We start from the raw sequence: 26,382 nt of genomic DNA, 5'->3' as shown, positions 1-26,382 counted from the left end.
GGTGGGCGGTGGGGGTGCCGGGGTGGGCGGTGGGGGCGCCGGCCTCAGTGCCGGTGCCGGCGCCGGCGTCTGCGTCGGCGTCGGTGCGGGATTCGGTGCTGGTGAGGGTGGTGAACTCGGCCTCCCCGCGGCTCTCGGTCTCCGTGGTGGTGTCGCGGTCGCGGCCGGGGGCGCGGTCGGAGGCGGCCCGGGCCTCGGTCCCGGTTACGGCTCCGAGGTCTGTGCCGGTTGCGGCTCCCGTGTCCCGTGGTCCCGAAGGGCCTTCGGCGTACAGGGCGGGCGATGTCGTGAGGTGGTCCAGGACTCGGGTCAGAGTGGGGCCGTCGGTGCCCGGTGCGGCGCCTTCCGCGGCGCGGCGGACACCCAGGGCGTCCAGGACGCGGTGAAGGCGGGCCGCGTCCATGCGCCAGGTCCGGTCGACGACTTCCTCGGGATACTCGTCCCATCCCACCGGCGCCCAGTCCGGGCCGGTCTCGGCGGGCCCCCCGTGGAAGAGGCGGGCGGCGAGGAGGGAGACCGCCTCGTCGATCGCCCCGGGCTCCTCCAGCAGGTCGCAGGCGGGACGCTCACCCAGTCGGGAGGCGAAGCCCTCGGCGAGGCGGTCGCGGCGGGACAGCTCCGTGAGCGCGGCGACGACGCCCACGTCCAGCCGGGAGGGCCAGCGGCCCATCCGCCAGGCAGGCAGCGCGACCCGGGTCAGCAGACGGTCCCAGCCCGCGTAAGCGAGCCCGACCTGCTCCTGTGCGACGATCCGCAGGCCGTAGTCCACAGCCTGTGCGCGCTCGGCGGCGGCCGCCGCGACCCCGCGCTCCATCCCGGCCGCGTGAACACGGCAGCCGCGCAGCAGGAGCCGGGACACCCAGCCGAGACTCGCACGCACCGGGCGGGACAGCGGGCCGCGCCCGCCCGTGGCGGCCACCGCCACCGCGGCGTCCAGGCCCCGTATGAAGCGGCGGGCCGCGGCTATGTCGGGGTGCGCCGAGGGCCCCGTACCCGCGACGACCGGGGCGAGGACGGCACGCAGCTCGCCGACGCGCATCCACCAGAGGAAGGGTGAGCCGATGACGAGGACGGGCGCGGCGGCGGTCCGGCGGTGGGCGGGTCCGCCCATGCCGGCCACGTCGTCGTGCTCCTCCACGGGCGGCGGGCCGTGCGCCGGGTGGGTGCGGTCCTCCAGCCAGCTGTCGCAGTCCGGCGTGAGCGCTATCGCGGAGGGGGCGGGCACGTCGAGCCGGTCGGCCAGGTCGCGCACCATCCGGTAGAGGTCCGGCGCCGACTCCTCGGCGATCGTGACCGTGGGGGTCACGGCGGGCCGGGAACGGGCGACGACCAGGGCGACTCCGGCGGCGGCCGCCAGGACGAGGAGAGCGAGCGCGGACACGGTCCAGCGGACGACGTCCCAGCCCTCGCCCGCGAGGTGCCCGGTGGAGCCGCCCACGAGCAGGATCACGGCGGCGGCAGCGGGCAGCAGGGCGACGGCCAGTGCCCTGCTGCGGATGCGCAGCACGGCCAGCGCCTGGGAACGCGCGGCCTGCGCGCCCATCTCCACACCACCGGTACCGGTCACGACCGGACCTCACCCCCTCCTTGCTGCCCTGGACTTTCCTGCTGCTCTCCGGCTCTTGCTCACTCCCCCACTGTGGCACCCGCCACTGACATCGCAATGCCGGTGGGCCAAGTGCCGGAACGCTTGCGCGGCACCCTAGTTGGGGCCTTCACGCCCGTCAGCCGTATGGCGCATCGGTCACTCGATGGAATGGCTTTGGGGAAAGGTGGATGACGGACAGCAAGGATCAGGCCCCGGTTCCTGGGAGGATCCGGGGCCTGTCGGGTTCGGTGCGGAGGGGTGCTGTCCGGTTGCCGCCCGGGCGCGGGCCGGGACCGGGTCACGCCCCGGCGGCAGCCTCCGTCGCGGCGTCCGCCGCCGCCTTCGCCGCGATGTCCGTGCGGTGCTGGGAGCCGTCGAGGCCGATGCGGGCGACGGCCCGGTACGCGCGGTCGCGGGCCTCGGTGAGGTCCGCGCCGGTGGCCGTGACGGACAGGACGCGACCGCCGGCGCTGACGACGGCGTCGCCCTCGCCCCGCGTGCCGGCGTGCAGGACGTAGGCGTGCGGGGCGTCCTCGGCGGCCACGTCGGCGAGGCCGGTGATCGGGTCGCCGGTGCGCGGGGTGGCGGGGTAGTCGCGGGAGGCGACGACCACGGTGACGGCCGCGTCGTCGCTCCAGCGCAGGGGCTCCAGGTCGGCGAGGTTGCCGGTGGCGGCGGCCATCAGCAGGCCGGCGAGCGGTGTCCTCAGACGGGCCAGTACGACCTGGGTCTCGGGGTCGCCGAAACGGGCGTTGAACTCGATCACGCGGACACCGCGCGAGGTGATCGCGAGACCGGCGTAGAGCAGGCCGGAGAACGGGGTGCCGCGGCGGCGCATCTCGTCGACGGTCGGCTGGAGCACGCTCTGCACGACCTCGTCGACCAGCTTGGGGTCGGCCCACGGAAGCGGTGAGTACGCGCCCATGCCGCCGGTGTTCGGGCCCTCGTCGCCGTCGAGCGCGCGCTTGAAGTCCTGGGCGGGCTGGAGCGGGCGTACGTTCTCGCCGTCGGTGACGGCGAAGAGGGAGACCTCGGGACCGTCCAGGTACTCCTCGATGACGACGCGGTCACACGCGTTCGCGTGCGTCCGGGCGGCCTCGATGTCGTCGGTGACGACGACGCCCTTGCCGGCGGCCAGTCCGTCGTCCTTGACGACGTAGGGGGCGCCGAAGGCGTCGAGGGCCGCGTCGACCTCGGACGGGGTCGTGCAGACGTAGGAGCGGGCCGTGGGTACGCCGGCGCCGGCCATGACGTCCTTGGCGAAGGCCTTGGAGCCCTCCAGTTGGGCGGCCTGCCCGGAGGGGCCGAAGACCGGGATACCCGCCTCGCGCACGGCGTCGGCGACCCCGGCGACGAGGGGCGCCTCGGGACCGACCACGACCAGCTCGGCGCCGAGCCGCGTGGCCAGCGCGGTGACGGCCGCGCCGTCGAGGGCGTCGACCTGGTGCAGTTCGGCGACCTCGGCGATACCGGCGTTGCCGGGTGCGCAGTGCAGCGCGGTGACGTCGGGGTCGAGGGACAGGGAACGGCACAGGGCGTGTTCGCGGGCGCCGCCGCCGATGACAAGGACCTTCACGGGGTCAGCCTAATGGGAACGGGCCGGTGCGGTTTGTGCGGGCTTCCGAAGGAGCGGGGCTCGCGGGCTTGTACGTTCCTCCAGGGCAGCCTCCAGCAGTCCTCCAGGACGGCCCTGGACCGCCTTGGACCGCCGGATCCGCAGGTCGTCCGCTACTCGTGCGGGATCTCCTCGACCACCGACGCTCCCAGCTCGCGCACCAGCAGTTCCTTGCCGGAGAGGGCCGACTCGTCGAGGTCTGGGTCGTCGTCCTCGGGGATGTCGTCCTCAGGGGAGACCGGGCGCGGAGCGGGCGCCGGGGGCCGGGGCGCGGGGGCGGACGCGGACGCCTGCCCTGACGTCGGTCCCGGCGGGGCGGGCGCGGCCTGTGGAGGCGGGGCCGCGGGCGAGGGCGCAGACGGACGCTGCGCGGGCGCACCGCCCCCGAAGCCGCCACCGCCACCACCGCTGCCACCGCCGCCACCGTCGAAGCCGCCACCACCGGCACCGGGACCGCCATAACCGCCGGAGGGCCCGGCCGGGGGCGGGGATGCCGAGCCGCCGGAGGGATCGACGACCGCCTCGACCTTCCACTGCACGTTGAACTGCTCGGCCAGAGCCTGCCGCAGCACGTCCTCGCTGCCGCTGCTCAGGAAGTTGTCGCGAGCACCGGCGTTGACGAACCCGATCTGGAGGGATGTGCCGTCGAAGCCGGTCACCTGGGCGTTCTGGCTGAGCAGGATCCAGGTGAACCGGCGGCGGTTCTTGACCGCCTCCAGGATGTTGGGCCAGATCGTGCGGGGGTCGACTCCCGCGCCCGGCGGCGGAGAGGCGGGGGCGGGCGCGGCCGCGGAAGCCGCCGGATCGGATGCCGGAACCGCGGCCGGAGTCGGAGCCGGACCCTGGGCCGAGACGGGACCGGGATCGGGATCGGCAGGCGTCCGGGATTGACCGCCGCCCGCGGGTGCCGCCGTGGGCCACCCTCCGGGGCGCCGCCCGCCACCCGCGGGAGCCGTGGTCGGCCAGGCACCGGGCGCGGGCGCCGGGGCGGGCGCCGCAGCGGGAGCGGAAGGAGGCGCGGGGGCGGAAGGAGGCGCGGGGGCGGCCTGCGGCTGCCTGCCGCCAGCGGGACCGCCGCCTTCGTCAGGAGCGGGCCCCGCACCGGCAGCGGCACCAGGTGCAGCACCGGCACCCGCAGCCGCCTCTGAAGGCGAGCCGCTCTGACCGGGCGCCGGGGCACCGCCACCGGGCCCAGGAGCCCGTACCGCCGCGCGGGCCGCGGCGGGCCCGCCGCCCGGCGGAACCGGCGCGGCGACGGCCGCGACGCCCCCGGCTCCCGCACCCGCACCCGCATGCGCCTCGGGTCCGGGCACGTAGCCCATGGCAGGAGCCCCGGCACCCGCGGAGAACTGCACACCGCGCTCGATCCGGTCCAGGCGGGCCATCACCGAGCGCTCGTCGCCGTACGCGGCGGGCAGCAGCACGCGCGCGCAGATCAGCTCCATCTGGAGGCGCGGCGAGTGGGCGCCGCGCATCTCGGTGAGTCCCTCGTTGACGATGTCGGCGGCGCGGCTCAGCTCGGCGGCGCCGAAGGACCGCGCCTGGGCCTGCATCCGCTCGAGGACGTCGGCCGGGGCGTCGATGAGCCCCTTGTCCGCCGCGTCGGGCACGGCGGCGAGGATCACCAGGTCGCGGAGTCGCTCCAGCAGATCGGTGACGAAGCGCCGCGGGTCGTTGCCGCCCTCGATCACCCGGTCCACGACCTCGAAGGCGGCCGAGCCGTCCCCGGAGACGAACGACTCGACGACGGAGTCGAGCAGCGAGCCGTCCGTGTAGCCGAGCAGGGAGGTCGTCATGTCGTACGTCACACCGTCGGCACCGGCGCCCGCGAGCAGCTGGTCCATGACGGACATGGAGTCCCGGACGGATCCCGCGCCGGCCCGCACCACCAGCGGCAGCACGCCGTCGGCGACCGGGATCTGCTCCTTGCCGCACACCTCGCCGAGGTAGTCGCGCAGGGTGCCGGGCGGCACGAGCCGGAAGGGGTAGTGGTGGGTCCGCGACCTGATGGTCCCGATGACCTTCTCGGGCTCGGTGGTGGCGAAGATGAACTTCAGATGCTCCGGGGGCTCCTCGACGACCTTCAGCAGGGCGTTGAAGCCCTGCGGGGAGACCATGTGGGCCTCGTCGATGATGTAGATCTTGTACCGGCTGGAGGCGGGCCCGAAGAAGGCCTTCTCACGCAGGTCACGGGCATCGTCCACGCCACCGTGCGAGGCGGCGTCGATCTCGATGACGTCGATGGAACCCGGTCCGTTGCGCGCGAGGTCGCGGCACGACTGGCACTCTCCGCACGGCGTCGGGGTGGGGCCCTGCTCGCAGTTCAGACAGCGCGCCAGGATCCGCGCGCTGGTCGTCTTGCCGCATCCTCGCGGACCGCTGAACAGGTACGCGTGATTGACCCGGTTGTTCCGCAGCGCCTGCTGCAGCGGGTCAGTGACATGCCCCTGACCGATGACCTCGGCGAAGGACTCCGGGCGGTAACGGCGGTAGAGCGCGAGAGACGACACGCATACGAGGTTATAGGCGCCCACCGACAACCGGTCCGCACACCGAACCGCGCACCGACAACCGGACCGCGCCACGAACGCAAGCGCCCCCCACGCACCCGCCAGAGCCAACCTACCCTTGCTGCCTTCCGGCCCTGGGGGAGTTCAGTCAGATAGCGCCGCGTGAGGGGCTGAGCCACACGTTACCCGATGTGGGGCCCCGAGAACGAGTTCGCAAGCACTCTCCGACGTCATGTAATGTTCTCTGCGGAGGATTCGCCTAGAGGCCTAGGGCGCACGCTTGGAAAGCGTGTTGGGGGCAACCCCTCACGAGTTCGAATCTCGTATCCTCCGCCAGTGCCTCACCGGGCACGAAGTCGAAGGGCCCCGCAGCTTGCTGCGGGGCCCTTCGACTTGCTAGCTCGAGCTCAGCAACCGGTCCCTGACCGCGGCGAGGACTTCCGCGCGGTCGCGCGGGCCGTTGTCGGCCGCGATGAGGTGGTCGCCGATGCGCAGCGAGAAGGTGATCAGGCAGCGGGCCTCGACGTCGCCCTCGTCCGGGCAGAAGGCTCCGTAGAGCTCGCGCAGGTAGTCCATGCGGCGGTTGTCGGCCCGGCGGAGGCGCCGGGCGACGCCTTCGTCGCGCCGGGCCCAGTCGCGGATCGCGAGTTCGACCCCGGCGCCGGTCAGGGGCGCTCCGCCCGACCCCACGAAGTCGAAGAGGCGTCCGAGTCGCTCGCGGGCATCGCCTCCGTCGCGCTCGATGCGGTCGATGACGCCCTCGGTGACCCCGCGCTCCCAAGCGTCGAGCATCTCCTCCAGGAGGGCGGCGCGGTTGCGGAAGTAGCCGTAGAAGCCGCCCTTGCTGACGCCGAGCGCCTGGGCGAGGACCTCGACCCGGACAGCCTCGGGGCCGCCGGCGGCGAGCGTACGGAGCCCCTCCTCGATCCACTTGTCCCGCGGTGTACGGATCGCTCCCATGCCGTGTCGCTCCTCACACGCCCCGATCAATATACGGAGGCGTATAGATCAGTCTATGCTCGGTCTATACGCCACCGTATAGACAGGAAGCTGCCATGAGTGATCTGCGTCTTCCCTCGGCCGAGCACACGTCCCGCCCCTGGCGGATCCACGAGATCGCCGGCGACTTCCGGCTCGAGGACGTGTGGGCGCTGCCGACGCCGGGCGGTCCGGACGACCTGCGCCATCTGGTCGAGCAGATGGCGGGCGGCGAGGACGGTCCGGACGGCGGCAACCCCGTGGGCCGCTTTCTCTTCGCGGTGCGCTGGAAGCTCGGCGCGCTGCTCGGCTGGGACAAGCCGGAGGCGGGCGTCGGCGGCCGGGTGGCGACACTGCGCGACCGGCTGCCGGACGACCTGCGCGAAGGGCCACGGGGGCCCGATCTCAGCTCGGTACCCTTCACCTCGGTCTTCCAGACACACGACGAGTGGGCCGCCGAGTGCGCCAACAAGACCATGCACGGGGTGCTGCACATCGGCTGGGTCCCCGACGGGAACGGCGGCTGTCGCGGCCAGCTGGCCGTCCTGGTGAAGCCCAACGGCCGTCTGGGCTCGCTGTACATGCTCGGCATCAAGCCCTTCCGGTACCTGGGGGTGTACCCGGCCCTGATGCGATCGATCGGCCGGGAGTGGCGGGAGAACGCGGAGCGCCGAGCGGCACGCTGACGCCTTCTCGCTTCCAGCGGCCCGGCGGGGACTCGTTCTCGGTCACCGGACTGACCGACGCCCTCGGCAGGCCGCTCACGCCTCTGCTGCTCACCGTGGTCATCAGCCTGACCCGGATCCTCGCCGTCGGGCTCGGCCGGGTGCGCGAGCCGTTGCTGACAGCGGTGGCCGCGGGGGCGGCGTACGCGCTGGCCGCACCGGTCCTCAGCGGTGTCCTGTCCCCCCGCACTCACGGGGGAGTTGCAGTCTCGCCGGGTTCGCTACCGCTCGATCCGGATCCTCCTCGTCTCGCTCACCTGGTCGATCTCCGACACCCGGACCGTCGTCTTCATCGTCCAGGTGCCGGGGAGGGGGAGGGTGAGGGAGTTGGCGCTCCAGTAGCCGCCCCGGTCGACGAGTTCCGCGTCGATCGGGCCGACCTCGCGGTCGGGCAGGGTGAAGGAGAGGCGCAGTTCGGGTACGGCGGCCAGGCTGCCGTCGGGGCCGAAGACCACGGCCTGCACGGCGTTGTCGCCGGTGCGGCCGGGGTCCAGGGTGATCTGGACCGTGCCCCGGCCGGAGCTGCCGACGTCGAAGGGGATCGTGGTGACGGACGCGGGCAGCACTCCGCCCGCCGGTACGGCCCGTGCCGCCGCCTCGTCCGCGGCCCTGCCCGGCAGGGTGCCGGTGAGCACGGTCGTGACCACCAGGACCACGGCCGCGACGACGGCCTCGACCAGGACGGACCGGCGCAGCCCCCGGCGGTGTGCGTCCCCGTCGACGGGCGGTTCCGGTCGGGAGAGTCCCGGTTCGGACTCTCCCGGTTGGGACAGTCCCGGTTCAGGCGCTCCCGGTTCGGACGCTCCGGGTTCGGGCGGCTCCGGCATCGCCCGCGCCGGTGGCCCGCCCATCGGCTCCGGCACCCGCTCAGGTACGCGCTCACGTACGGCCGTCTCCACGCTCGTCTCCGCGCTCGTCCCCGCCCCCGCCCCCGCCACGCCTGCCGCCGCCACCCACGCGGCCGTCCACCGTCGCGAGACCGCCGCCGCGGCCAGCAGCACGGCCACCCCGGCCAGCTTCGCCAGCAGCAGCCTGCCGTACGTCGTCTCCGTGAGCGCCGGCCAGGAGCCGAGGCCGCGCCAGGACTGGTAGACGCCGGTGACGACCAGGACGGTCACGGAGACGAAGGCGATCCGGGAGAAGCGCGCGACCGTGCCGGCGTCCGGACGGCCGCGCAGGGTGAGGAGCAGGGCCACGAGACCGCCGAGCCAGACCGCGGTGGCCAGCAGATGCAGCACGGACGACGTCATCGCGACCGGCACCTGGATCCCGGCGGAGGCGTGCTCGGCGGCGGCCCAGGTCAGGGCGAGGCCGACCGCCGACACGGCACCCCCGGCGGCGGCGAGGCCGATCGTCGGCGCCGCGCCGGCCGCGGCGAGGGCAGTGCGCTCCCGGTGACGGTCCCCGCGGGCCGTGCGGAGCAGGAACAGCGCGAACGGCACGAGCAGCGCCAGCCTGACCACCAGCAACACGCCGGGCCGGGTCGTGAGGGTGCCGCCGAGCACGTCGGCGTCGAGGGCGGTCGACGGCCCCGTACCCGCCTCGTACGGGGCACGTAGCACCAGCAGGGCGACGGTGGCCCCCAGCAGGGTCCACCAGCCCGCCACCAGCGGGCGGCGCAGCGGGGCGGGATCCGGCGGCCGGCACAGGGCGACGAAGGCGGCGGTGCCGATGAGCAGGGCGGCGGCGAGGTAGGAGAGGTAGCGGGCGATCTTGTGGAGGGTGGCGGTCAGCGGGTTCTCGGTGGGGCCGGTGTCCACGGACGCGGTCGTCGCGGAGGCCTTGCCGACCGAGAAGGTGAAGGCGCCGGAGACGGGGTGGCTGTCGGCCGACACCACCCGCCAGGCCACGGTGTACGTGCCCTCGCCGAGTTCGCCCGACAGCGCGACGCGGGCCGTGTCGGAACGACCGTCCGCCCGCCCGGCATCCCCCGTGCGCACCCGGTGGCCGCCGGGGTCGAGGACGCGGAAGGAGTCGTCGCGCAGGCCGACGGACTCGGTGAACGTCAGGGTGACGTGGCGGGGGGCCCGCTGGAGGACGCTGCCGTCCTCGGGGTCGGTGGAGCGCAGAGCGGCGTGGGCGGACGCCGGTCCCGCGCCACCGAGGACGAACAGGACCAGCACGGCGCCCAGCAGCACCAGTCCCTGAACTCCCCGTCGGGTCCGTCGGGTCCCTCGGGGTCGTCGGGTCCCTCGGGTCCGTTGGGTCCGTCCGCTTCGACGGTCCCCTCGCTCCCGGGTTCCGGTGCGCGCACCGCCACCACATCTCACGTCGCATCTCCGTCGTCGGGACCCACCGCCTCGGGGATACGTACGGACGCGGGCTCCGTCCCGCTCACCGAAGACGCGTCGAAGACCACCGGGGAATCACCCGTGAACTCGTCGAAGGCCTACCGAGGGCTCACTCGTCGACTCACCGGATGCCGGGCCGGGTCCTCACCACGACGGGCGGGCCGTCATCCCGCCGTCCACCACGAGGTCGTGTCCGGTGACCCAGGACGCCAGCCGCGACGCCAGGAACACGCACGCGTCGCCCACGTCCTCCGGCCGCCCCAGCCGTCCCGTGGGTGCCGCCTCCCGCCACCTGCGGACGCCGTCCGGCCAGGCGCCGGCCAGCCCTTCCCGGTCGATGAGGCCGGGCGAGACGGTGTTGACCCTCACTCCCCACGGGCCGTACTCCAGCGCGGCCGAACGGGCGTGCATCACGACCGCCGCCTTGGAGGCGCTGTAGTGCGCGTGGGCGGGTGCGGGGGCGCCCGCCTCGATGGACGCGATGTGGGTGACCGTGCCGCCGCCCTGGGCCCGCATGATCCGGGCGGCGGCCTGTGTGCACGCGAAGACACTGGTGAGGTTGGTGTCCACCACCGTCCGCCACTCGGTGGCCGTCATACCGGGCAGCTCCCTCAACGGCTGCACGCCCGCGTTGTTGACCAGCGCCGTCAACCGCCCCCCTCGACCTCCCTGTCCTCCCTGTCCTCCCTGTCCTCCCTGTCCCCCACGCCCCTCGCGTCCCCCACGGCCCCCGCCCCAGTCGGCGGCCTCCTCGACCAGGCGCCGGCAGGCGTCCTCGTCGGTGAGGTCGGCCCGCAGGACCGTGGCCCGTCCGCCGCGCTCCCGGATCCGCGCGGCCACGTCCCGCGCCGCCTCCACCGCCGTACGGCAGTGCACCGCGACCGCCGCGCCCTCCTCGGCGAACCGCAGCGCGACGCCCCGGCCGATGCCGCCGCCCGCGCCGGTGACCAGAGCGACCTGACCGTCGAGGAGAGTCATGGGCGGCAGAGTTCCACGATCCGCTCGGCCGCCGCCGGATAGCGCGCCGTGAGGCCGGCCGCGTCGCCGTGCTCGTAGTCCCCGTAGGTGAATCCGGGCGCCATCGTGCACCCGAAGAACGACCATGTGCCGCCCTCGGCCACCCGGCCGCCCATCCAGGTGCCGGCGGGGACGGTGAACTGCACGTGCTGTCCGCCGAGCACGTCCGGTCCCAGCACCGCCGTACGCGCGCCGCCGTCCGGGGCGAGGAGCAGCAGTTCCAGCGGGTCGCCGAGGTAGAAGTGCCAGACCTCGTCGAAAGGCAGGCGGTGCAGGGCGGAGAAGTCACCCGGACGGGCGGTCAGCAGCGCCACGATGGCCGAGCCCGCCGGGCGTCCGTCCGGGCGCTCGGGGCCGGCCCAGGTACGCCGGAACAGGCCGCCCTCACGGGGGATCGGCTCCAGTCCGTAGTGCGCGATCAGGTCCTCGGCGGTCGGCGGGGGCGGTGTCACGCCGGGAAGGCTACCTCCCGGCGGAGGAAGGCGAGTTGCGCCTTCTTCTCCGGCAGGTACACGTCCGGCAGGTCGACCTCGGGCAGCACGACCGCCGGTCCGGCGGTGAAGCCCTGCTTGAGGAAGCGCGCGATCGCCTTCTCGTTGCCGACGTCCGGGTCGACCACGATCCGCTTCCGGCCCAGTCCCAGCAGGACGTACGCCATCAGGGCCCCCGCCAGCGCGGCGGTCCAGCCGGGCCGCGCGCCCTCGGGCCCGGCGGGGGCGAGCAGCAGGTGTACGCCGATGTCGCCGGGTTCGACGTCGTAGCACTCGCTGACCCGGTCGGCCCCGGGCTCGTAGGTCTGGAACACGGCGACGGGCGCGCCGTCCTTCACCACCAGGTAGGCGTGGTGGGTGTCGAGCGTGTCCATGAAGGCGTAGGTCTCGGCGACCTGTTCCGGGGTGAGGTCGTTCATGCCCCAGAAGGCGGCCCGCTCCTCGCTCACCCAGCGGTGGACCACGGCGGCGTCCACGGCGGCGTCGAGGGGGAGGACGCGGACGGTGCCGAAGCCGGCGAGCTCCTGCTCGTGGACGGCGACGCGGGAGGCGTACGGGGACGGGGGCAGGGACGGGTCAGACATCGGTTTCCTTCGTGAGGCGGGCGAAGTCGGTGACCACCGGGGCCAGTTCTCCGTCGAGCCACAGCTGTCGCTGGTCGCGGTGGTGGGGGGCGCCGGGGACGCCGGACGCGCCGAGGGGTACCACCCAGCGGCTGTCCCGCCGGTCGGCCAGGTCCCAGACGTACCGTGCGGCCGGGCCGCGCGCGGCGCGGTCGGTGAGGCCGGGTACGGCGGAGGTGCACAGCACGCAGTCGTGGTCGCCGGACAGACCGGGTTCCTCCCCGGGGGTGGTGTCCGGCAGCGCCCGCCAGGGGGCGAGGCGGTGGGTGTCGCCCCAGGTGCCGGCGGGCGGACTCACGGCCACCTCCTCCAGCGCCGCGCGGACGGCCCCGGCGCGGTCGATGCCGTACAGGTCCGGTGCGCGCAGCAGGTGTTCGAGGGCGTAGCCGACGCGTGGCACGAGCGCGAGCCACGGCAGCAGCACCTCGGGGTACGCGGGTGGGACGGACGCCGCGGCGAGGACCGGGTGCGCGGCCAGCCGCCGTACGACCGCTCCGCGCACGGCCGCGTACACCGCCGCGTCGGTGCTGTCGGCGTCCATGCGCCGGTCCCAGGCCAGGAGGCGGTCGCGCAGGGCGGCGGCCTCGGGGGTCAGGTCGTCCAGGGCTGTCAGGTGGTCGAGCAGGGCGGCTGCCGAGGCGAGGTGGGTGTCGGTGTGGATCGCGGGCATGTCGGCGGCCGACCAGCGTTCCTTCCCGGCGAGCAGGGCGGCGATGCGGTCGGCGCGGTGCGGTGGGGCGAACTCGACGCCCAGCGGGGTGGCCGGGCCGCGCTGGTTGGCCATCACGGCGACACCGTCGGTGAGCCCGGCGCGGGGCGGGGTGTGCCAGCCCTCCCACTCGTGGCCGGGTTCCCAGGCCGGCACCGGGCGCAGGCCGTTGGCGGCGGACCGCGACGGCACCCGCCCCGCGACCCGGTGCAGCAGCCCGCCCTCGGTGTCGGCGGCCTGGACGACGTTGACCGGCTCGGCCCACGCGTCCAGGGCGCGGTCCACGTCGGCGACCCGGCGGGCCCGCAGCAGCGGCAGCAGGGCGCCGAAGCCGAGGTCGGCGGTGACACGGGGCGGGTAGCGCAGGCTGAGGGCGGTGGGGGTGCCGTCGTCGAGGCCCTCGGGTCCGCCGGCGATGACCGGGCCCCGGTCGGTCTCGATGACCTCGACCTCCATGTCGTCCTCCCCCGCGACCCGGATCGTCTCCGTGTGCCGGGCGGCGCGGTGCCAGGTGCCGTCGGGGCCGAGCGCCTCGACGCCGGCGCCGGTGCGGCGCAGTCGCTCGCGGTACAGGTCCTGGTAGTCGGCCATGGCATTGGTGATGGCCCAGGCGACGGTGCCGGTGTGACCGAAGTGGGCGATGCCGGGGACGCCGGGCACGGCGAGGCCGACGACGTCGAACTCCGGGCAGGACAGGTGGATCTGCTGGTAGACGCCGGGGTCCTCGATGAAGCGGTGCGGATCGCCGGCGATGACGGCGTGCCCGGTCACGGTCCGTTCGCCGCTCACCAGCCAGCCGTTGCTGCCGGCGGTGCCGGGTCCGTCGGCGGCGAAGAGGGCGACGGCGTCCGGGCCGAGGTGCGCGGTGATGTGCTCGCGCCAGAGCTTGGCGGGGAAGCCCGCGAAGAGGATGTGCGTGGCGAGCCAGACGGCGAGCGGGGACCAGGGCTCCCAGCGGCCGGGAACGAGGCCGGTGCGCGAGAACTCGGGGGCGGACGGACCGGTTTCGGTCAGCCCCTCGTTGACGCCGTCGACGTACGCCCGCACCCAGGTGGCCGTCTCCGGTTCCCTCTCCTCCAGGGCGGCGAAGCAGCGGCGGGCGGTGTCCGCGAGCCGTGCCCGCCGGGCGAGCCGGTCCCAGGACAGGGCCTCGGACCCGAGGAAGGACGCGGAGGTGCCCTGCGCGCGGTGCCGCTCGACCTCCAGCTGCCAGGCCCGGTCACGGGCGGTCACCCGCCCCTGGGCGCGGGCGAGTTCGACCGCGTTGTCCGCGCGCAGGTGCGGGATCCCCCAGGCGTCGCGGTATGTCTCGGCGCTCACCCCTGTGCCCCCACTTTCCTTTAGGTTAGGCTCACCTAAGTCAATCGTCGTGGCCGAATAGTACGTGAAGGGTGAAGAAACGATGGGGCAGGGGCGGGGTTGGGAGGGCGCGGTCCTCAAGCTGATGCGGGGCAAGGACTTCGAGTTCACCGTGACGGATGCCGAGGACGTGACCCCGGACTTCCGGCGGCTGCGCCTGAGCGACGGCGGCATGCTGGCCGCTACCGGCGTCCACCCCACGATGTGGGTGCGGCTGTGGTTCGACAACGCGGGCAAGCCGCACCAGCGGGCGTACACGCTGGTCGACCCGGACCCGGCGACCGGCACCTTCGGCCTGGAGTTCGCCCTGCACGAGGGGTGCGCGAGCGACTGGGCGCGGGCGGCGAAGCCGGGCGACACCGTCGAGGCGACGGTCCAGGGGACCGGTTTCGAGGTCCCCGAGCCCACTCCCTCCCGCGTCTTCGCGGTCGCCGACCCGGCCTCCCTCCCCGCTCTCAACTCCCTCCTCGACGCGCTGGGCCCGGTCCCCGCCACGATCTGGTTCGAGGACGGCGGCACCGGCACCGACGGCCTGCCCTTCCGCACCGACCCCGCCCGCCACGAGGTCCGCACGGTCCCGCGCCAGGACGCGGGCGCCCACCTGGTCGCGCGAGTGAAGCAGGACCTGCCGGAGCTGCTGCGGTCCACCCCGGAACCGTACGTCTGGATCGCCTGCGACACGACGACGACCCGGGCGCTGGGCTCGTACGCCCGCAAGGAGCTGGGTCTGCACAAGCAGCGGGTGAGCGCGCTGGGGTACTGGCGCGCGACCTGAGCCCGCACGCGCGATCATCGGGGCATGGACGTCACACTTCACCTCGCCCAGGACCCCGAGGCCGACGAGCTCCTCGGCCGCAGCCCGCTCGCCGCGCTGGTCGGCATGCTGCTGGACCAGCAAGTCCCCATGGAGTGGGCGTTCAAGGGCCCGTCGACCATCGCCCGGCGCATGGGCGCGGAGGACCTGGACGCGCACGACATCGCCGCCTACGACCCCGAGGCGTTCGCCGCCCTGCTCTCCGACAAGCCGGCCGTGCACCGCTACCCCGGCTCGATGGCCGGTCGCGTCCAGCAGCTGTGCCGGTACCTCGTCGAGACCTACGACGGTGACGCCGAGGCCGTCTGGCGGGGCGTCGGCACCGGCAAGGAGCTGCTGAAGCGGCTCCAGGAACTGCCGGGCTTCGGCAAGCAGAAGGCCCAGATCTTCCTCGCCCTGCTCGGCAAACAGCTCGACGTCCGCCCGGAGGGCTGGCGCGAGGCCGCCGGCGCCTACGGCGAACCGAAGTCCTTCCGCTCCGTCGCCGACATCACCGGGCCGGAGTCCCTGACCAAGGTCCGCGCCCACAAACAGGAGATGAAGGCGGCGGCGAAGGCCGCGAAGGCCGCCGGCGCGTAGCGGGCACGTGGCCGACGGCCTTCGTCAGCGCGTAGCGGGCGCGTAGGCGACGACTTCGTCAGCGCGTAGCGGGCACGTGGCCGACGGCTTCGTCAGCGCGTGACGGGCGCGTAGGCGACGACTTCGTCAGCGCGTAGCGGGCACGTGGCCGGCGCGAAAGACGGGGCCCGGGTCGCGCCGGAGCGACGGGCCCAGGGCGGCCGCCGCCCATCCGCTACGCCTTACGGCGGGCCCGCCTGCTCCCCCGGCCCTGTTTGCCCCCGTTTACGGCGCCTTTTCCAGTACCTCACTCCGGCGCCATGGCTGCGCCCGCAACCTCCGGGCCGGTAGGCTTTCCGTGTGATCTTCAAGCGCATCGGAAACGGCCGGCCGTACCCCGACCACGGCCGGGAGAGCACCCGGCAGTGGGCGGACGTCGCGCCGCGCCCGGTCCGCCTCGATCAGCTGGTGACGACCAAGGGCCAGCTCGACCTGGAGACGCTCCTCGCCGAGGACTCCACCTTCTATGGCGACCTCTTCGCGCACGTCGTGAAGTGGCAGGGCGACCTGTACCTGGAGGACGGCCTGCACCGCGCGGTGCGGGCGGCGCTCCAGCAGCGTCAGGTGCTGCACGCGCGGGTCCTCGAACTCGACTGACCGAAACGGTCCCACCTCCCGCGGCGGCCCACACGGCACCCCCGGCGGCGCCCCGCAGCGGCCCCGCGACGCCCCTCGGACGCTCCGGCTTGACCCTTTCGGGTTGCATTGCACCGAACCTCGGAACGTCGACTGATCATCTAATAGGCATCACCGTCCCAGCGCACTACGCTGCGACCATGAGCATGCTCACTCCCCCTGGCATGGGCGGCCAGTACAAGATCACGGGGGACAAGTACCCGCGGATGCGACCGGCCCGACGCCGCGGCCGACTCGCGTTCGCCGCCGTCTCCTGCGTCACCGTGCTCGGGATGCTCGGCTGGGGCACACTGCAGCTCATCGACGTCTTCACCGGCGGCGAGACGGCCTCGGCGGCCGGGGCCGCGGACTGCCCGGTCACCCCCGCGAAGGCGAGCGCCTCGCCCGCCGCGGTGGCCGTGCCGAAGCCGGCCCAGGTCACCGTCAACGTGCTCAACGCGACGACCGTCGGTGGTCTCGCCCAGAAGACCGCCGACGAGCTGAAGAAGCGCGGCTTCCGCGTCGGCGACGTGAGCAACGCGCCCAAGGAGTACGACAAGAAGGTCGACGGCACGGGCGTCCTGCTCGGCCCCGCCGCGTCCCTGAAGACCTCGCTGCCCGTGCTCGGCACCCAGCTCCCCGCCGCCGAACGCCGTACCGACGCCGCCCGCAAGGGCGCCGCCGTCGACCTGATCATCGGCAAGGGCTTCAAGGGCCTGGCGACGCAGGCGGACGCCGACGCGGCGCTGACCAAGCTGGCCGCGCCGCGGTCGACGTCCGCCGCGGAGAAGAAGAGCTGCTGAGCAGCCGTATTCGCATGGAGTAACGACCCGGCCGGGCCGGAAGACCCGGGCCGGGGCCCGGATCGGGCTCGGATCAGGGCCCGGACCGGGGATCAGGGCCCGGACCGGGGATCAGGGCCCGGATCGGGGATCAGGGCCCGGATCGGGCTCGGGCCGGGGCCCGGGCCGTGCTACTCGGCCGCTCCGTACATCCGGTCGCCCGCGTCGCCGAGGCCCGGCACGATGTAGCCCTGCTCGTTGAGTCGCTCGTCGACCGAGGCCGTCACGACCGTCACCGGGGTGCCGGCCAGTTCGCGCTCCATGATTTCCACGCCCTCGGGGGCGGCCAGCAGCACCACGGCCGTCACGTCGTCGGCGCCGCGCTTGATCAGCTCCTGGATCGCCGCGACCAGGGTCCCGCCGGTGGCCAGCATCGGGTCCAGGACGTACACCTGACGTCCGGAGAGGTCCTCCGGCATACGGGTGGTGTACGTGGAGGCCTGCAGCGTCTCCTCGTTGCGGATCATGCCGAGGAAGCCCACCTCGGCGGTCGGCAGCAGCCGGACCATGCCGTCGAGCATGCCGAGACCGGCCCGCAGGATCGGCACCACCAGCGGGCGCGGGTGGGACAGCTTGACGCCGGTGGTCTGGCAGACCGGCGTGTGGATGTCGACCTGTTCGGTGCGCACGTCGCGCGTGGCCTCGTAGGCGAGCAGGGTGACCAGCTCGTCGGCGAGACGTCGGAAGGTCGCGGAGTCGGTGCGCTGGTCGCGCAGCGTGGTGAGCTTGTGGGCGACCAGGGGGTGGTCGACGACGTGGAGACGCATGTCCCCCACAGTAACCGGGCCTCGCGGGGCCGGCGTCCCCGCCGCGGGCAAGCCCCTGATCGCGGCTCCACTCGTTCGCCCGCGTCAAACCGCCCGACCGGGGGAAGGTGGGAGGGACGGACGCTGGGTGGTGAGACTGTGCCTGACCGGGACTTCCACGACACGCCGTCTCCAGGCAAGGAGCCGGGGACAGGGCGCGACACGGAGCGAAGCAGCACGGACCGGAGTACCGAGCGAAGCAGCACGGACCGGAACACGAACCTGAGTACCGAGCGGGGTACGGAACAGGAGAGGGACGCCGAGCGCCGCAGGCGCCGGGCCCAGTTCCTGCGCGACCTCGCGGAGGCCCGCGCGCTGCGGGACCGCGTCCAGCCGCGCCGCGCCAAGGTCGCCCGGCTTCGCCACGCGATGCGTATGCGCACCTTCCGCTGGTAGTCGCCTCGGTATGTCCCTGACCCGCCGGGGAAGATCACGCGCCGCGCCGACGTTACGACGGACGGACGTACGCGGCACCGCGAGATTCCGCGAAATCCGCGTACGATCCGCACGTGGCGGCGACGAGTCCCGGGTTCCGGTCAAAACTGCCGGACACAGGGCGTCGAAGACGTCCCCTGAGGGCCTTGTTTCTGCCACGATTCCGAGTGGGTGGGCTCGGAGCACCGCTCCCCCGCCCGCAGCCTCCGCCGGGGGGAACCCCAACCGGCACGCCTATGACCAGTGGGAGAGTCACGGTGTACTTCGCCGCACTGCTCGCGCGCACCGAAGACGGGTGGGAAGCGAGCGATACAGAGCTCGACGATGTGGAGACCCTGTCGGATCTGGCCGACCTCGCCCGGGAGGCCTCTCCCGACGAGGACACGGTGCTCGTGCTGATCGAGCAGGAGGACGCGTGGTTCGGAGTCGTCCGGGTGGACGGCGAGGAGGACCCCCGTATCTACGTCTCGGACGCCGCCGCGGCCGCCCGCAGCAGCTACGGCGAGATCCTGCTCACCGACGAGCTGCTCGGCCGGGACCCCGGTGACGGCGGCGACGACCTCGACGCCCTCGACCTCGACGGTACGGAGGACGGAGAGTCCGACGACGAGGACGGCGAGGACGGCAGGGACGCCGGGGACGGCGATGCCGCGGCCGCCGGTACGGGTGAGGCCGTGCCGCACGGGCCGGTCGGTGACGCCGAGGTCCTCGACGACCTCGGCGTGAGCGAGAAGGAGTTGCGCGCGATGTCCGGGGACGCGGTCGGCGAGATCGCCGAGGCCCTGGGCGTCTCCGATGTCCTGGAGACCGTCCGCTGACCGCGTCGACCGAGCCGACCGGAGGGGGCCGGGAGGAAGAAGCACCGGACCGCTCCGTACCGCCCGACCCGGTACGCGACCCAGTACGCGATCCGTGGCGGGCCGCGATGCGGCTCGCCCTGATCGAGGCCGGGCGGGCCGCACGGGGCGGAGACGTCCCCGTCGGCGCCGTCGTGCTGGCCCCGGACGGCCGGACCGTGCTGGCGGCCGGGCACAACGAACGTGAGGCCACCGGCGACCCCACGGCCCACGCCGAGGTCCTCGCGGTCCGGCGGGCCGCCGCCGAGCTCGGCGAGTGGCGGCTGGCCGGCTGCACGCTCGTCGTCACCCTGGAGCCGTGCACGATGTGCGCGGGCGCGCTCGTGCAGTCCCGGGTGGACCGCGTCGTCTACGGCGCCCGCGACGACAAGGCGGGCGCGGCCGGCTCCTTGTGGGACGTCGTACGCGACCGGCGCCTCAACCACCGTCCCGAGGTGATCGAGGGCGTACTCGCGGAGGACTGCGCCCGGCTGCTCACGGACTTCTTCCGCGACCGCTGACGGTCACCCGCCAAGGCACCCGGAACCGATTTCAAACCATGCCGCACTCTGTTGTAAGGTCTGTCTCGGTAGCGTGTCCGAGCGGCCGAAGGAGCTCGCCTCGAAAGCGAGTGTGGCGCAAGTCACCGTGGGTTCAAATCCCACCGCTACCGCCGATGAAGGGCCCAGTCCGGCGGACTGGGCCCTTCGTGCTGTTCCGGGCCGGGTCCGGGCCCCGCGCGGCCTCGCCGGGCCCGGCATTGATCGCTTCCGGCATTGATCGCTCACGGGACCGGACAGTTACACTCACCGCCGGTAGCACAGAAGTCCGAGGGACAGTCCCAGGGGAGGCCGCGGTGGCGGTGAACGCGAAGAAGATCGCCGTCTACGTGCTCGTGGTCTTCATTCTGTACGTGATCATCACGGATCCGGCCAAGGCCGCCGACTACGTCCAGATAGGTTTCCAGGGCATCTCCGACGCGGCCGCGGCCGTCGGCGACTTCATGACCTGGGCCGCCAACGGAGGAGAATGATGATCCGCCACCTGGTGCTCTTCAAGCTGAACGAGGGCGTGGAGCGCGACGATCCTCGGGTCGTGAAAGGCGTGGAGGCCTTCCGGGCGCTCGGCGGCCACATCGAGGAGCTGCGCTTCTGGGAGTGTGCCTGGAACATCAGCGACCGGCCCATCGCCTACGACTTCGCCATCAACTCGGCCGTGGACGACACCGACGCCCTCCGGCGCTACGTGGACCACCCGGCGCACCAGGCGGGCGTCGCACTGTGGCGGGAGTTCGCCACCTGGGTGATCGCCGACTACGAGTTCTAGCACGGCCCCGCCTCCCGGCCCCGCACCCGCACGGTGCGGGGCCGCTCGCGTTCTCCCACGGGTCCGCCTCGCGTTCACTCAACACGGCGTTATGCGGTGCTTGCACACAGTGCACATGTCTTGTGATGCTATGACCGCTTTTGACGGATGAGTTACGGAAGAGTTGACCGATCACGAGGTGGAGTTGACCGTGCCGGCCAGTACTGCGCCTCAAGCACCGCCCGCACAGGCCTCTCAGGCCTCTCAGGCCTCTCAGGCAACACAAGCCCCGCAGCACCCGCACACCACGCAAAGCGCACAGGCCGCACCGGTCCAGGCGGTCCAGGCGGTCCAGGCACCGCCCGCGCCGGAAGCCGCACCGCAGCGCAGCCGTGGCGCCGACACCCGGGCCCTGACCCAGGTGCTCTTCGGCGAGCTGAAGGGCCTCGCGCCGGGCACACCGGAGCACCACCGGGTACGCGCGGCGCTCATCGAGGCCAACCTTCCGCTGGTGCGCTACGCCGCCGCCCGCTTCCGCTCCCGCAACGAGCCGATGGAGGACGTCGTCCAGGTCGGCACCATCGGGCTCATCAACGCCATCGACCGCTTCGATCCGGAGCGGGGCGTGCAGTTCCCGACGTTCGCCATGCCGACCGTCGTCGGCGAGATCAAGCGGTACTTCCGCGACAACGTCCGCACGGTGCACGTGCCGCGCCGGCTGCACGAGCTGTGGGTGCAGGTCAACAGCGCGACCGAGGACCTGACGACCGCCTTCGGCCGCTCCCCGACGACCGCCGAGATCGCCGAGCGGCTGCGCATCACCGAGGAGGAGGTGCTGTCCTGCATCGAGGCGGGGCGGTCGTACCACGCCACCTCGCTGGAGGCCGCGCAGGAGGGCGACGGGCTGCCGGGGCTGCTCGACCGGCTCGGCTACGAGGACCCCGCCCTCGACGGGGTCGAGCACCGCGACCTGGTCCGCCACCTGCTCGTCCAGCTGCCGGAACGGGAACAGCGCATTCTGCTGCTGCGCTACTACAGCAACCTCACCCAGTCGCAGATCAGCGCGGAACTCGGCGTGTCCCAGATGCACGTCTCGCGGCTACTGGCGCGTAGTTTCCAGCGATTGAGGTCCGCGAACCGGATCGACGCGTAGCCTGGAGACCGCCTCGAGAGGTAATCGAAGGTGCGAGCGAGAGGTCACCTGGGCGAGCGAATCGCTCACCAGGGCCGTTGCGGGAGGATCGGGCCGAAAGACCGTCAGACCCCCTGTTTCCAGGGGGTATTCGCATCTCGGATGTCGACATGTCACTACAGCGCGTTGCCGACATGTGACATTCTGCCGGAGACGCGTTTGCCGGAGCTCCGGCTCCGGTATTCAGGTGGAGGCTGCGTTCCCGGCGTGGGAGCGTCGCCGTGACCGTCCCGCGACCCAAAGGGGGTGGCATGTCCGCAGACCAGGGCAGCTCGAAGGTGCTCGCGCTCGCCGAGAGCGAGACCGCGCCCGACACGCTCGAGGCGCTCGGCCCCGTCGATGACGCGCAGGCCATCGAAGCCGTACCCGCTCTCGACGCCGCGCCGGCCCTCGACGCCGCGCCGGCCCTCGACGCCGTGCCGGCCCAGGCCGTTCCGGCCACGGGGGCCATCGACACCCGCACCCTGTCCCGCTCCCTGTTCCTGCGGCTCGCCGCCCTCGACAAGAACAGCCCGGAGCGCACCTACGTCCGGGACACCCTGATCGAGCTCAACCTCCCGCTGGTGCGTTACGCCGCCGCGCGCTTCCGCTCCCGCAACGAGCCGATGGAGGACATCGTCCAGGTCGGCACCATCGGCCTGATCAAGGCGATCGACCGCTTCGACTGCGAACGGGGCGTGGAGTTCCCGACGTTCGCGATGCCGACCGTCGTCGGTGAGATCAAGCGGTTCTTCCGCGACACCTCGTGGTCGGTGCGCGTCCCGCGCCGGCTCCAGGAGCTGCGCCTGGCCCTGACGAAGGCCACCGACGAGCTCTCCCAGAAGCTGGACCGCTCCCCGACGGTCGCCGAACTGGCCGTGGTGCTGGGCGTGTCCGAGGAGGACGTCGTCGACGGCCTCGCGGTCGGCAACGCCTACACCGCCTCCTCGCTGGACTCCCCGGCCCCGGAGGACGACGGCGGCGAGGGCTCGCTGGCGGACCGCCTGGGCTACGAGGACACGGCACTGGAGGGCGTGGAGTACCGCGAGTCCCTCAAGCCGCTGCTGGCCAAGCTGCCGCCCCGGGAGCGGCGGATCATCATGCTGCGCTTCTTCGCCAACATGACCCAGTCGCAGATCGGCGAGGAGGTCGGCATCTCGCAGATGCACGTCTCCCGGCTGCTGACCCGCACCCTGGCACAGCTGCGCGAGGGCCTCATCTCCGACTGAGCCCGGGCACCGCGCAGACGCGTACGACGGCGACGGCCGCCGCGGCACCTCGGGGGTGGCGCGGCGGCCGCCGTCGTATACGTACGTATGCCCCGCGCGTCTGCGCGTCTGCGTGTTTATGCGTCTGCGTGTTCAGGCGTCTGCGCGGTGCCGGTCCGTTCCGGCGCCGGTCTACTTCAGCGCCAGCCAGGCCACGGCCGCGACGATCACCACGGCGGCCACGATGCCGACGATCAGGCCGATGCGGGGCCCGGAGGAGGCGGCGGGGGCCGCCTGCCGGGACTGGGGGGCGTCGTCGACGAACGCGCGGAACATCTGAGTGCTGCCTGCGGGGTCGTTATTGCCCTGGGGGCCCTGGTTGTTAGCCATGGGCCGAGACACTAGCGAATCCGCGGTGGCGGCCCAAGTGCGGGGCCACCGAGATCCCTTGGCCCCCGTCTCCCGGGCGGCCACCGGACGCCCGCCACCCACCCGCCAGCGGCCCACGACCCGGCACCCGCCCGTCACCTGCACGTTTACTATCGCAATACTTGCCTTTGCCAACTTTTTATGCCGCGATGACCGTTTTTATTTGCCTGTAGCAACCAACCGATCCTATGGTTGCCCTAAGCAACAAATAACGGGAGGTGCGCATGGCCGAGAAGGCTCAGTACGAGGAGCTGATCCGCCAGTTCAGCGCCTTCGGCGCCGTGAAGCGGGAGATGGGGCGGCTACTGCCGTCCGACTGCCCGAGCGGATCCGTCGCCGTACTGACGCTGCTCGGCCGCCACGGGGACATGCGCATGAGCAAGCTCGCGGAGCTGCTTGCCGTGGACATGTCGGTGACCAGCCGCCACGTCGCCCACGCCGTCGAGCGGGGCTGGATCGAGCGGTCCCCCGACCCCGCGGACAAGCGCTCGCGCATCCTGCGCCTGACGCCCGACGGTCAGGGCCGGCTCGACGACATCGCCGAGCGGACCAGCCAGATGCTCGCCCACCGGCTGAGCGACTGGTCCGACGACGAGGTCGGCCAGCTGTCCCGGCTCATGGCCCGCCTCAGGGCCAGCTTCGACGACTGCCGGGGACCCGCTCCCCGGCCACCCACACCGTCCGGGGACGAACAGTCCACCCGTACACCCGCGACCACCACGTAAGTAAAGGAAGTCCATGGCAACGACCACACCAGCCGGTGTGCGGGCTCATGCCAAGCACGGGGGAGGCTCCAACGGAGACGCTCCGATGACGCACCGGCAGATCATGGAAGCGCTGTCCGGGCTGCTGCTCGGCATGTTCTGCGCCATTCTGTCCTCGACCATCGTCACCAACGCCCTGCCCGAGATCATCGGTGACCTCGGTGGCGGCCAGAGCGCCTACACCTGGGTCGTCACGGCCTCGCTGCTGACGATGACCGCCTCCACCCCCCTGTGGGGCAAGCTCGCGGACCTGGTCAGCAAGAAGGCCCTGGTCCAGATAGCCCTGATCGTCTTCGTCGTCGGCTCGGTCATCGCCGGTCTGTCGCAGAACCCCGGGATGCTGATCACCGCGCGAGGCATCCAGGGCCTGGGCGCCGGCGGTCTGGCCGCGCTGGCGCAGATCATCATGGCCGCGATGATCTCCCCGCGTGAGCGCGGGCGCTACTCCGGTTACCTGGGCGCGACCTTCGCCGTCGCGACCGTCGGCGGTCCGCTGCTCGGCGGTGTCATCACCGACACCAGCTGGCTCGGCTGGCGCTGGTGCCTCTACGTCGGCGTGCCCTTCGCGATCCTCGCGCTGATCGTGCTGCAGAAGACGCTGAACCTGCCCGTGGTCAAGCGGAAGGTCAAGGTCGACTGGGCCGGCGCCTTCTTCGTCACCGCGGCCGTGAGCCTGCTGCTCGTCTGGGTCACCTTCGCGGACGACAAGTACTCCTGGATGTCCTGGCAGACCGGCGCCATGGTCGGCGGCGCGATCGTGCTGACGCTGATCTTCCTCTTCGTCGAGTCGAAGGCCAGCGAGCCGATCATCCCGCTGCGTCTGTTCAAGAACCGCACCATCACGCTGGCCTCGCTGGCCTCGCTGTTCGTCGGTATCGCGATGTTCGCGGGCACCGTCTACTTCAGCCAGTACTTCCAGCTGGCCCGCGGTGAGTCCCCGACCATGTCGGGCGTCATGACCATCCCGATGATCGGCGGCCTGTTCGTCTCGTCCACGGTCTCCGGTCAGATCATCACCAAGACCGGCAAGTGGAAGGGCTGGCTGCTGGCCGGCGGCGTGCTGCTCACGGCGGGCCTGGGCCTGCTCAGCACCATGCGCTACGACACCGCGTACTGGCACATCGCGATCTTCATGGCGCTGATGGGCCTCGGCGTCGGCATGATGATGCAGAACCTGGTCCTGTGCACGCAGAACCAGGTGGCCCCGAGCGACCTGGGCGCGGCCTCCTCCGTCGTGACCTTCTTCCGGTCCCTCGGCGGCGCCGTGGGTGTCTCGGTGCTCGGCTCCGTGATGTCCAGCCGGATCAGCCACTACGCCACCGACTCCATCGGGCAGCTCAAGCCCGAGGACCAGGCGGCGGCCGGCCAGGCCATGGGCTCCGGGGCGATCCCCGACATGAGCCTGCTGCCCGCGCCCATCCGCACCTGGCTGGAGAGCGCGTACGGGCACGGCATCGCCGACATCTTCCTGTACGTCGCGCCGATCGCACTGCTCGGCTTCCTGGTGACGCTGTTCATCAAGGAGGTGCCGCTGCGCACCTCGGGCGCTCTGGCCCAGGCCGCGGAGGCCACCGCCGAGACCGCCTCCCCGGTCGCCCCGGCCCCGGCCGAGGCCACCCGGGTCGCCCCGGAGCCGGTTCCGGCCGGTGCGATGGCGGGCGCTTCGGCGACGCCTTCGACCACCTCGGCCACCTCGGTCGCCGACTCGGGTCTGCGGCCCGACGCCACCCAGCGGCTCGCCGCCGTCGCCACGGCGACCGGCTCCGGTGAGCCGGCGGCACCCGTCTCCGGTGGCATCGCGGTCCGCGGCTTCGTCCGCGGCGCCGAGTCCGCGCCGGTCCCGCAGGCCGCCGTCACACTGATCTCGCTGGCGGGCCGGCAGCTGGGCCGGTCGGTCGCCCAGGCCGACGGCTCGTACGCGGTCGACGTGCCGGGCGCGGGATCGTACGTCCTGATCGCCTCCGCCGACGGCTTCCAGCCGCAGGCCTCGACGATCGTCGTGAACGACGAGCCGCTCGCGTACGACGTCCTGCTCAGCGGCACCAGCGGGCTGACCGGCCTGGTCCGGGCCGTGGCGAACGGGCTGCCGGTCAAGGACGCGATGGTGATCGTGACCGATGTGCGCGGGGACCTGCTGGCCACCGCCGCCACCGGTGAGGCGGGCGAGTTCGCCTTCACCGAACTGGTGCCGGGCACGGTGACCGTCGCGGTGAACGCCGCCGGCTACCGGCCGCGCGCCCTGCCCCTCGAGGTGGGCGGCACCGGGGTCACCCGGGTCGAGGTCGACCTGCAGGCCGGGGCGCAGCTCCAGGGCGTCGTGCGGGCACCGCACGGCCCGCTGGCCGACGCCCGCGTCACGCTGGTCGACGCGGCGGGCAACGTGGTCGGCACGGCCACCACCGGGGCGGACGGGGCGTACGCCTTCACCGACCTGGACGCCGGTGAGTACACCGTCATCGCGACCGGCTACCCGCCGGTGGCGACGGCCCTGACGGTCACCGGCCCCGGTGCCGACGGCCACGACATCGAGCTCGCCCACCCCGGCGAGTAGCAGAACCCCGGCCCGTGGTGGCGTGCGCGCTCTGAGCGGAGGTGCGCCCGCCCACCACGGGCCGGTTTCTTCACGACCACTT

The 26,382-nt window shown here is 72.8% G+C and carries 25 protein-coding genes, 2 tRNA genes and 1 other RNA gene; 16 read left to right on the top strand and 12 right to left on the bottom strand.

Annotation, left to right across the window (positions count from 1 at the left end; translation table 11 throughout):
- The 4 genes from QC283_RS32135 to ffs form a co-directional block, all read right to left on the bottom strand.
- Window positions 1–1,567, bottom strand: a 1,567-nt coding sequence (locus QC283_RS32135) for a hypothetical protein (RefSeq protein WP_279565260.1), incomplete at its 3' end; no start/stop codon positions are given.
- 319 nt (window positions 1,568–1,886) lie between these two features.
- Complete coding sequence (gene purD, locus QC283_RS32130; protein ID WP_279565259.1) at window positions 1,887–3,164, bottom strand: phosphoribosylamine--glycine ligase; 1,278 nt, start codon at window positions 3,162–3,164, stop codon at window positions 1,887–1,889.
- Window positions 3,165–3,316: 152 nt separating this feature from the next.
- Entirely contained in the window at window positions 3,317–5,713 is a 2,397-nt protein-coding gene (locus QC283_RS32125; RefSeq protein ID WP_279565258.1) for a DNA polymerase III subunit gamma and tau, read from the bottom strand.
- Between the two features lie 76 nt (window positions 5,714–5,789).
- Window positions 5,790–5,888: signal recognition particle sRNA small type (gene ffs / locus QC283_RS32120), an RNA gene on the bottom strand.
- Between the two features lie 73 nt (window positions 5,889–5,961).
- Here ffs and QC283_RS32115 point away from each other — a divergent pair.
- Window positions 5,962–6,049, top strand: a tRNA-Ser gene (locus QC283_RS32115).
- 60 nt (window positions 6,050–6,109) lie between these two features.
- Here QC283_RS32115 and QC283_RS32110 read toward each other — a convergent pair.
- Window positions 6,110–6,673 carry a TetR/AcrR family transcriptional regulator gene (locus tag QC283_RS32110; RefSeq protein WP_279565257.1) on the bottom strand — a complete coding sequence of 188 codons (564 nt, stop codon included), beginning with the start codon at window positions 6,671–6,673 and terminating at the stop codon, window positions 6,110–6,112.
- Between the two features lie 95 nt (window positions 6,674–6,768).
- Here QC283_RS32110 and QC283_RS32105 point away from each other — a divergent pair, with 95 nt between their 5' ends.
- Window positions 6,769–7,377, top strand: coding sequence for a DUF2867 domain-containing protein (locus QC283_RS32105; RefSeq protein WP_279565256.1), 609 nt, complete (start codon window positions 6,769–6,771; stop codon window positions 7,375–7,377).
- 260 nt (window positions 7,378–7,637) lie between these two features.
- On the opposite strand, the gene QC283_RS32100 is transcribed toward QC283_RS32105, so the two are convergent.
- The 5 genes from QC283_RS32100 to QC283_RS32080 all read right to left on the bottom strand — a co-directional run bounded on the left by QC283_RS32100 (window position 7,638) and on the right by QC283_RS32080 (window position 13,867).
- Window positions 7,638–9,554: a copper resistance protein CopC gene (locus QC283_RS32100; RefSeq protein WP_279565255.1), complete on the bottom strand. Its 1,917-nt coding sequence runs from the start codon at window positions 9,552–9,554 to the stop codon at window positions 7,638–7,640.
- 297 nt (window positions 9,555–9,851) lie between these two features.
- Window positions 9,852–10,685: an SDR family NAD(P)-dependent oxidoreductase gene (locus QC283_RS32095; protein WP_279565254.1), complete on the bottom strand. Its 834-nt coding sequence runs from the start codon at window positions 10,683–10,685 to the stop codon at window positions 9,852–9,854.
- Window positions 10,682–11,176, bottom strand: a complete 495-nt coding sequence (locus tag QC283_RS32090) for a cupin domain-containing protein (protein ID WP_279565253.1) — start codon at window positions 11,174–11,176, stop codon at window positions 10,682–10,684. The genes QC283_RS32095 and QC283_RS32090 overlap by 4 nt, the downstream gene beginning before the upstream one ends.
- The gene (locus QC283_RS32085) at window positions 11,173–11,799 is read right to left on the bottom strand and encodes a GNAT family N-acetyltransferase (protein ID WP_279565252.1); all 627 of its coding nucleotides are present in this window, start codon (window positions 11,797–11,799) and stop codon (window positions 11,173–11,175) included. Before QC283_RS32085 ends, QC283_RS32090 begins: the two co-directional genes overlap by 4 nt.
- On the bottom strand, window positions 11,792–13,867 hold the full coding sequence (locus QC283_RS32080) for a penicillin acylase family protein (RefSeq protein WP_279565251.1): 2,076 nt from the start codon (window positions 13,865–13,867) through the stop codon (window positions 11,792–11,794). Before QC283_RS32080 ends, QC283_RS32085 begins: the two co-directional genes overlap by 8 nt.
- An 82-nt stretch (window positions 13,868–13,949) precedes the next feature.
- Between QC283_RS32080 and QC283_RS32075 the strand changes: the two genes are divergently transcribed.
- From QC283_RS32075 to QC283_RS32060, 4 genes are all read left to right on the top strand, one after another.
- Complete coding sequence (locus QC283_RS32075) at window positions 13,950–14,681, top strand: siderophore-interacting protein (protein WP_279565250.1); 732 nt, start codon at window positions 13,950–13,952, stop codon at window positions 14,679–14,681.
- A 24-nt stretch (window positions 14,682–14,705) separates the two neighbouring features.
- Window positions 14,706–15,299 carry an HhH-GPD-type base excision DNA repair protein gene (locus tag QC283_RS32070; RefSeq protein WP_279565249.1) on the top strand — a complete coding sequence of 198 codons (594 nt, stop codon included), beginning with the start codon at window positions 14,706–14,708 and terminating at the stop codon, window positions 15,297–15,299.
- Between the two features lie 339 nt (window positions 15,300–15,638).
- Window positions 15,639–15,935, top strand: a complete 297-nt coding sequence (locus QC283_RS32065) for a type II toxin-antitoxin system VapB family antitoxin (protein ID WP_003999914.1) — start codon at window positions 15,639–15,641, stop codon at window positions 15,933–15,935.
- A 203-nt stretch (window positions 15,936–16,138) separates the two neighbouring features.
- Complete coding sequence (locus QC283_RS32060; protein WP_279565266.1) at window positions 16,139–16,756, top strand: LytR C-terminal domain-containing protein; 618 nt, start codon at window positions 16,139–16,141, stop codon at window positions 16,754–16,756.
- A 170-nt stretch (window positions 16,757–16,926) separates the two neighbouring features.
- On the opposite strand, the gene upp is transcribed toward QC283_RS32060, so the two are convergent.
- Window positions 16,927–17,562 carry a uracil phosphoribosyltransferase gene (gene upp / locus QC283_RS32055; RefSeq protein WP_279565248.1) on the bottom strand — a complete coding sequence of 212 codons (636 nt, stop codon included), beginning with the start codon at window positions 17,560–17,562 and terminating at the stop codon, window positions 16,927–16,929.
- 138 nt (window positions 17,563–17,700) lie between these two features.
- Here upp and QC283_RS32050 point away from each other — a divergent pair, with 138 nt between their 5' ends.
- The 8 genes from QC283_RS32050 (at window position 17,701) to QC283_RS32015 (ending at window position 22,577) form a co-directional block, all read left to right on the top strand.
- On the top strand, window positions 17,701–17,997 hold the full coding sequence (locus QC283_RS32050; protein WP_279565247.1) for a hypothetical protein: 297 nt from the start codon (window positions 17,701–17,703) through the stop codon (window positions 17,995–17,997).
- Window positions 17,998–18,293: 296 nt separating this feature from the next.
- On the top strand, window positions 18,294–18,854 hold the full coding sequence (locus QC283_RS32045) for a tRNA adenosine deaminase-associated protein (RefSeq protein WP_279565265.1): 561 nt from the start codon (window positions 18,294–18,296) through the stop codon (window positions 18,852–18,854).
- Between the two features lie 107 nt (window positions 18,855–18,961).
- Window positions 18,962–19,393, top strand: a complete 432-nt coding sequence (gene tadA / locus QC283_RS32040; protein ID WP_279565246.1) for a tRNA adenosine(34) deaminase TadA — start codon at window positions 18,962–18,964, stop codon at window positions 19,391–19,393.
- Between the two features lie 67 nt (window positions 19,394–19,460).
- Window positions 19,461–19,545: transfer RNA gene (locus tag QC283_RS32035), tRNA-Ser, on the top strand.
- A 183-nt stretch (window positions 19,546–19,728) separates the two neighbouring features.
- The gene (locus tag QC283_RS32030) at window positions 19,729–19,905 is read left to right on the top strand and encodes a hypothetical protein (protein WP_279565245.1); all 177 of its coding nucleotides are present in this window, start codon (window positions 19,729–19,731) and stop codon (window positions 19,903–19,905) included.
- A complete protein-coding gene (locus tag QC283_RS32025; RefSeq protein WP_279565264.1) occupies window positions 19,905–20,198 on the top strand; it encodes a Dabb family protein in 294 nt (97 codons plus the stop codon). The genes QC283_RS32030 and QC283_RS32025 overlap by 1 nt, the downstream gene beginning before the upstream one ends.
- Before the next feature lie 190 nt (window positions 20,199–20,388).
- Window positions 20,389–21,330 (top strand): RNA polymerase sigma factor SigF, encoded by a 942-nt coding sequence (locus tag QC283_RS32020; protein ID WP_279565244.1) that lies wholly within the window; start codon window positions 20,389–20,391, stop codon window positions 21,328–21,330.
- 290 nt (window positions 21,331–21,620) lie between these two features.
- A complete protein-coding gene (locus QC283_RS32015; RefSeq protein WP_279565243.1) occupies window positions 21,621–22,577 on the top strand; it encodes an RNA polymerase sigma factor SigF in 957 nt (318 codons plus the stop codon).
- 171 nt (window positions 22,578–22,748) lie between these two features.
- Here QC283_RS32015 and QC283_RS32010 read toward each other — a convergent pair whose 3' ends face one another.
- Entirely contained in the window at window positions 22,749–22,946 is a 198-nt protein-coding gene (locus tag QC283_RS32010) for a hypothetical protein (protein WP_279565242.1), read from the bottom strand.
- 263 nt (window positions 22,947–23,209) lie between these two features.
- Here QC283_RS32010 and QC283_RS32005 point away from each other — a divergent pair, with 263 nt between their 5' ends.
- Together QC283_RS32005 and QC283_RS32000 are read left to right on the top strand one after the other, a co-directional pair.
- Window positions 23,210–23,710: a MarR family winged helix-turn-helix transcriptional regulator gene (locus tag QC283_RS32005; RefSeq protein ID WP_279565241.1), complete on the top strand. Its 501-nt coding sequence runs from the start codon at window positions 23,210–23,212 to the stop codon at window positions 23,708–23,710.
- A gap of 13 nt (window positions 23,711–23,723) precedes the next feature.
- Window positions 23,724–26,300, top strand: coding sequence for an MFS transporter (locus tag QC283_RS32000; RefSeq protein WP_279565240.1), 2,577 nt, complete (start codon window positions 23,724–23,726; stop codon window positions 26,298–26,300).
- The last annotated feature ends 82 nt before the right edge of the window (window positions 26,301–26,382 follow it).

Source organism: Streptomyces sp. DH41 (assembly GCF_029813785.1).
Lineage (GTDB): Bacteria > Actinomycetota > Actinomycetes > Streptomycetales > Streptomycetaceae > Streptomyces.
Note: the sequence above shows the minus strand (reverse complement) of the source record. Positions and strands in the feature narration are given on the sequence as shown.